This window comes from Corallococcus sicarius, from assembly GCF_003611735.1.
Taxonomy (GTDB): Bacteria; Myxococcota; Myxococcia; order Myxococcales; family Myxococcaceae; genus Corallococcus; species Corallococcus sicarius.
The window spans coordinates 1-4,577 of sequence record NZ_RAWG01000495.1; the positions used below are offsets into that span (position 1 = coordinate 1).

Consider the following 4,577-nt stretch of genomic DNA (forward strand, 5'->3'; position numbering starts at 1 on the left):
AGACGGCGCCCTTCACCTGCTCCGTCTCATTGCCCTCCATGAACTTGTCCGCGTCGTCCAGGTTCTTGGGCATCACCTTTTCGATTTCGGCGCGCAGCAGCGCGAGGAAACCGTTGGGTTCGGCCTTGGGCGCTTCAGCGGACTTCATGGCTTCGACCTGATTGGCCTTCGCCCCGGCGTTCCTTTCGTTGGGTGGGGAGACGGCGGCGGCCTGCGCTTCGGCGGCCTTCTTCGACGCGGGCGGGTGCTTCTTCGTCTTCTGTGCGCTCTTCTCCAGTTTCTCGATGACCTTGCGGAAGCGCGGGTCCTTCTCCGCGTCACCGCCCACCTTCACGGCCGCGCCACCGGGCGCTTCCGCGGAGGTGGCACCGCCTGCCGCCGCACGCGCCGGGGCCGCCGCGGCGGCGCGGGCGGGTCCTCGGGCGGCGGCTCTGGCGGCGACGGCCATGGCAGCGTTCCCTCCGGTTCAGCCCCGCAGGGACACGGCGCCCTGACGGCGCAGCGGACAGACATCCCCGGCCTTGCGGTACTCGCGCACGACGCCGGCCTCCAGGTGCGCGCTTGCCACGGGCTTTCCGTCCTCCATGGCCAGCAGCGATGCGTGCAGCACGGCGTTGCGGATCTGCCCTCCGCTCAGGTTGCAGCGCGTGGCCACCTCGCGCAGCAGCCCCGTGTCCACCGCGTGCGCGGCGGGCAGGTGCATCTGCCAGATGGCCCAGCGCTCGGAGGCGTCCGGTGCGCGGAAGTCCACCACCACGTCCATGCGCCGCTGGAAGGCGGAGTCGATGGACTCGGCCGCGTTGGTGGTGACGAGCAGGATGCCTTCGAAGGACTCGATGCGCTGGAGGAGGTAGTTCGTCTCCAGGTTCGCGTAGCGGTCCGTGGACGAACTCACGCCCGTGCGCTTCGCGAAGAGCGAGTCGCCCTCGTCGAACAGCAACACCACGTCCAGCTCCTCCGCGAGCGCGAAGATGCGCGCGAGGTTCTTCTCCGTCTCGCCGATGTACTTGTTCACCACCGACGACAGCTCCACCCGGTACACGTCCAGCTGGAGCACCGACGCGATGAGCCGCGCGGCCAGCGTCTTGCCCGTGCCGCTGGGGCCCTGGAGGAGGGCGCGTACGCCCGGGGTGAGCTGCCTCGCCAGCGTGCCGCCCACGACGCCGCCCAGCCGCTCCCGGCCCCGGCAGCGGGCCTCCAGGTGGCGCAGCTCGCGCATCGTCTCGCCGCCCACCGCGAGCTGGGTCCAGTCCACCGTGGACGTCAGCCGCACGGCGAGCGTGTCCAGCGCCTGCCGGTTGAGGGCGCGTCCCGCCTCGCGCACGTCTTCGGGCTCCACCGCCGTGCGTCCGGCGAGCGCCGCGTGCGCCTGGGCCAGCTTCGCCGCGCGCCGGATGTTGCCGCGCGTGTAGCGGAAGCGGCCGCTGATCTCCTCCAGGGCCGGACAGGGCCTGCCGGCCAGCGCGCGCTCCCAGTGCAGTGCCCGCTCCTGGGGCCCGGGCATGTCCACCGCGAGCGTGAGGGCGCGATCCACGCCCTCCCCACTGACGCCCCCCAGCCGGCCGAGCACCGCGCCGAGAGGCCCATCCAGGCCCTGCAGCTTCGGCACCGTGGCAGCCTCTCCAGGCGCGGGGTCCAACACCGCGACAGGCAGCGCGTGCAGCAGCGTGGCCAGTGCGCCCACCATGCGCCAGCGCTCGTCGTCGGCCTTCTCCGGACCCTCTACCTCCAGCACGCCTCGGCCCAGGGCCTTCGCCACGGAGCGCAGCAGGGTGCGCCGGCCGTTGTGCCGGGGGCCTCGAACCACGACGGCCCGGGCCTCACCCGAGGCGAGCAATGCGGGCAGCCTCGCCATGGCCTCGTGCAGTGCGTTGGGGACGAGCAGCGGTTCGTCGCGCTCCAGCACGGACAGCGCGTGGTGCTTCATCCACGGAGTCAGCGTCTCCGGGGCTTCGCCGCGCAGCGCATCCCAGACGGCGCCGGGGACGTGGAGCGCCCACTCGGAGCGGGGCGTGTCGCGGTTGATGACCTCCACCAGCCCCAACTCCATCAGGCGGCGCAGGAAGGTGCGCACTTCGCCCCGGTCGTCCTCGCCACGCCAGCACGCGTTGAGGAGCCCCAGCGTGGGACGGTGCACCGTGGGCGTGCCCTGGAGCGCCGCGAAGAGCGCACCGAAGCGCGCGTCCTCCTCCACCATGCCCACGGCGAGCAGCAACGCCAGCGCGTCCACGTCCAGGCTGGCGGCCTCCCGCAACGCGCGCAGGGGCAGGTGGCCTTCCACGTCCGCCTCCCATGCGGCGAGGGCTTCGGGCCAGTTGCCGGGGCCGTTCTCCTCCTCCAGCGAGCCCACGCCCAGCCCGGTCAGCTCCTCGCGGTACGCGGTGAGAAAGGGGAAGCGCGCGAGCATCGCGTCCTCGCTGCCGAACGTGCGCGCGGCCTGGGTGAGCACGCGTGTGGCAGCGGCGAAGAAGTGAAGCTTGAAGTGCTCCAGTGCGTCGGGAGGCGTGGCGGCGGTCGGGGTGTCGGACATGGCGCCTGGCTCATTCAAAGTGGAAGGTGAGGTGACGGCCGGCGGAGGGAATCCACCCGATGTCCCGGTCGAGCCCCGCCACGCGCACCTCCAGCGGGAGCTGCGCCAGCGCGAGCACCACGTCCACGTGCGTCTCCGTCAGGTGCAGCCGCGCGTCGTGTACGAGCAGCGTGCGCGCGAGAGCCTCCGCGTCGTCCGGATCCACACCCAGCGCACGGGACAGTCGGGCGCGGACGTACGGGACGAGCCAGCCCAGCCATCGCTCCAACGGCATCGCTCCGTGCCCCGTGGACGCGGGCACATCGCCGCGCTCCAGCGTGAACGTGTACCCGGTCGCGAACGAGGCCAGCTCGTGCCGCACGAGCGCCTCGGTGGAGTCGGTTGGCTCGGGGACCCGGAGGTCGAGCATGAGGAAGCCCGCGGGGTGACGCACGCGCAGCCTTCCGTCGGTGACGTTCCACGTCCAGGTGGAGGACGCCTGCGTGCGGAAGGCTCGCAGCCAGGATTCGGGCACGCGCCAGTCTTCGGGCGGCTCGAAGGCGTGCCCCGGGGCCTCGCCCGGCCTGCGACTGGAGAGCAGGGCCAGCACCTTCCACACCGGATCCGAAGGCCGCGCCTCCCCGAGCAGTCGCTGGCCCAGGAGCGCGACGAAGTCCCAGACAGGCAGCGGGAGGCAGGGGAACGCGGGCTGAGAGAAGTCTCCGTAGAGCTCCAGGAAGAGGCCCACGTTGACCAGGTAGAAGAGTCCGCCCAGTCCCGTGGAGATGGGCAGGCCCCACCCACGTCCTGGCGCGGGCGCGAACCGCGCCGCACTGGAGGCCAGCAGCCCGGGCGGCGATGACAGCTCAGGCGGCGCGGACATGGGCTCCGGCACGGGCATCACGACGGACGGCGTCGCGGGAGCTTCCGTGTGGGCCGGCCATGCCGTGACTTCGATGGGCGCGGAGAGAAGAGGACTCGCGACCCCGGACACCGGGGCAGACGTGGCGGAACCTGCGGACTCCCCGCGCGATACAGCCCCGGGCGCCGGAGCGTCCGTGAGGCGCTCGAACGAGGGCAGGGGAGAAGGATCCACCTGCTCCCGCGAGCCGGCCTGCTCCGACCTCACACCCGATGCACGCGCTGCCGACGTCCCGGCCTCCCGCGTCCCCGTGACGACGTGCACGGACTCGTGAGTCCTGTCCCCGGTGACCCCGCGTGCCTCCTCGCGTCGCCAGGCGACCACGGCCGGAATGAACGCCGCATGCCTCGCCTCCAGGGGCGCACGTCGAAGCATCAGCGCCACGCCCAGCAGCGTCTGGTGCTCCCTCCCGAGTCCCGGCGCACGCGCCTCCGGAACCCAGGACTCCCACGGCGCGAGCGGCACGGCGTCGCTCCCGGAGACACGCTCCTCCTTCGACGCCCGCGACTCCGTCATCACTTCCGCCCGCGCCGCTTCCTCCTCGAACGCCCCCAGCGCGGACGCCAGCGCGGGCAGACCCTGCGTGACGCAGACCCTGGCGAGCAGCGTGTGCGCCTCGTCCCGCGTGAACAGCGACAGCACGGGCCGGGCCTCGCTCCTCCGGGCCACGGCCTCCAGCGCGGCGGGGACGTACTCGGGCCGGCGCAGCCACTCGGCCACCACCCGCAGCGTGAGGTCCGCGCTGGGAAAGAGCCCCTTCCACCACCAGTGCCCGGCCGCCGTCCCCCGCCACACATCACTCGCCAGACAGGCGAGCAGCTCCGACGGATCCAGGAACAGCACGGCCCCGGCATCCGGTGGAACCGGGCCCTGCGCGGGCCGCGCCGCGTGGGCCAACTGCGCGCCCAGCGCGGCACGGAACGCCTCATCCCACGCGGGGGGCGGGCGGGGCGCGAACTGCCGCACCGGCAGCACCCCCGGCTTGGGATCCACGAGCCGGCGGATGCACACCGTGGCCGCGGGCGGCAGTCCCATGGGCGAGAGGTGGGCGCCGCTCAGCAGGCCTTCCAGCCGCAGCTTCGCGGAGAGCGGATCCAGGTCCGCTCCCCGCAGCCGCAGCCGCCCGATGACCGTCCGGCCCACCCC

The 4,577-nt window shown here is 72.8% G+C and carries 3 protein-coding genes; all 3 read right to left on the reverse strand.

All coding sequences use genetic code 11. From position 1 onward, the window contains the following. Positions 1-448, reverse strand: a 448-nt coding sequence (locus tag D7X12_RS39500; RefSeq protein ID WP_208719593.1) for a hypothetical protein, incomplete at its 3' end; no start/stop codon positions are given. Positions 449-466: 18 nt separating this feature from the next. Next, positions 467-2,530, reverse strand: a complete 2,064-nt coding sequence (locus D7X12_RS39505) for an ATP-binding protein (RefSeq protein ID WP_120630309.1) — start codon at positions 2,528-2,530, stop codon at positions 467-469. A 10-nt stretch (positions 2,531-2,540) separates the two neighbouring features. After that, positions 2,541-4,577 (reverse strand): hypothetical protein (locus tag D7X12_RS43275; protein ID WP_439329419.1); only part of this gene is annotated, 2,037 nt, incomplete at its 5' end.

Bases quoted from the DNA above. Each gene is read 5' to 3' on its own strand.
- D7X12_RS39505 (WP_120630309.1), bottom strand. From the start codon at position 2,530: ATGTCCGACACCCCGACCGCCGCCACGCCTCCCGACGCACTGGAGCAC.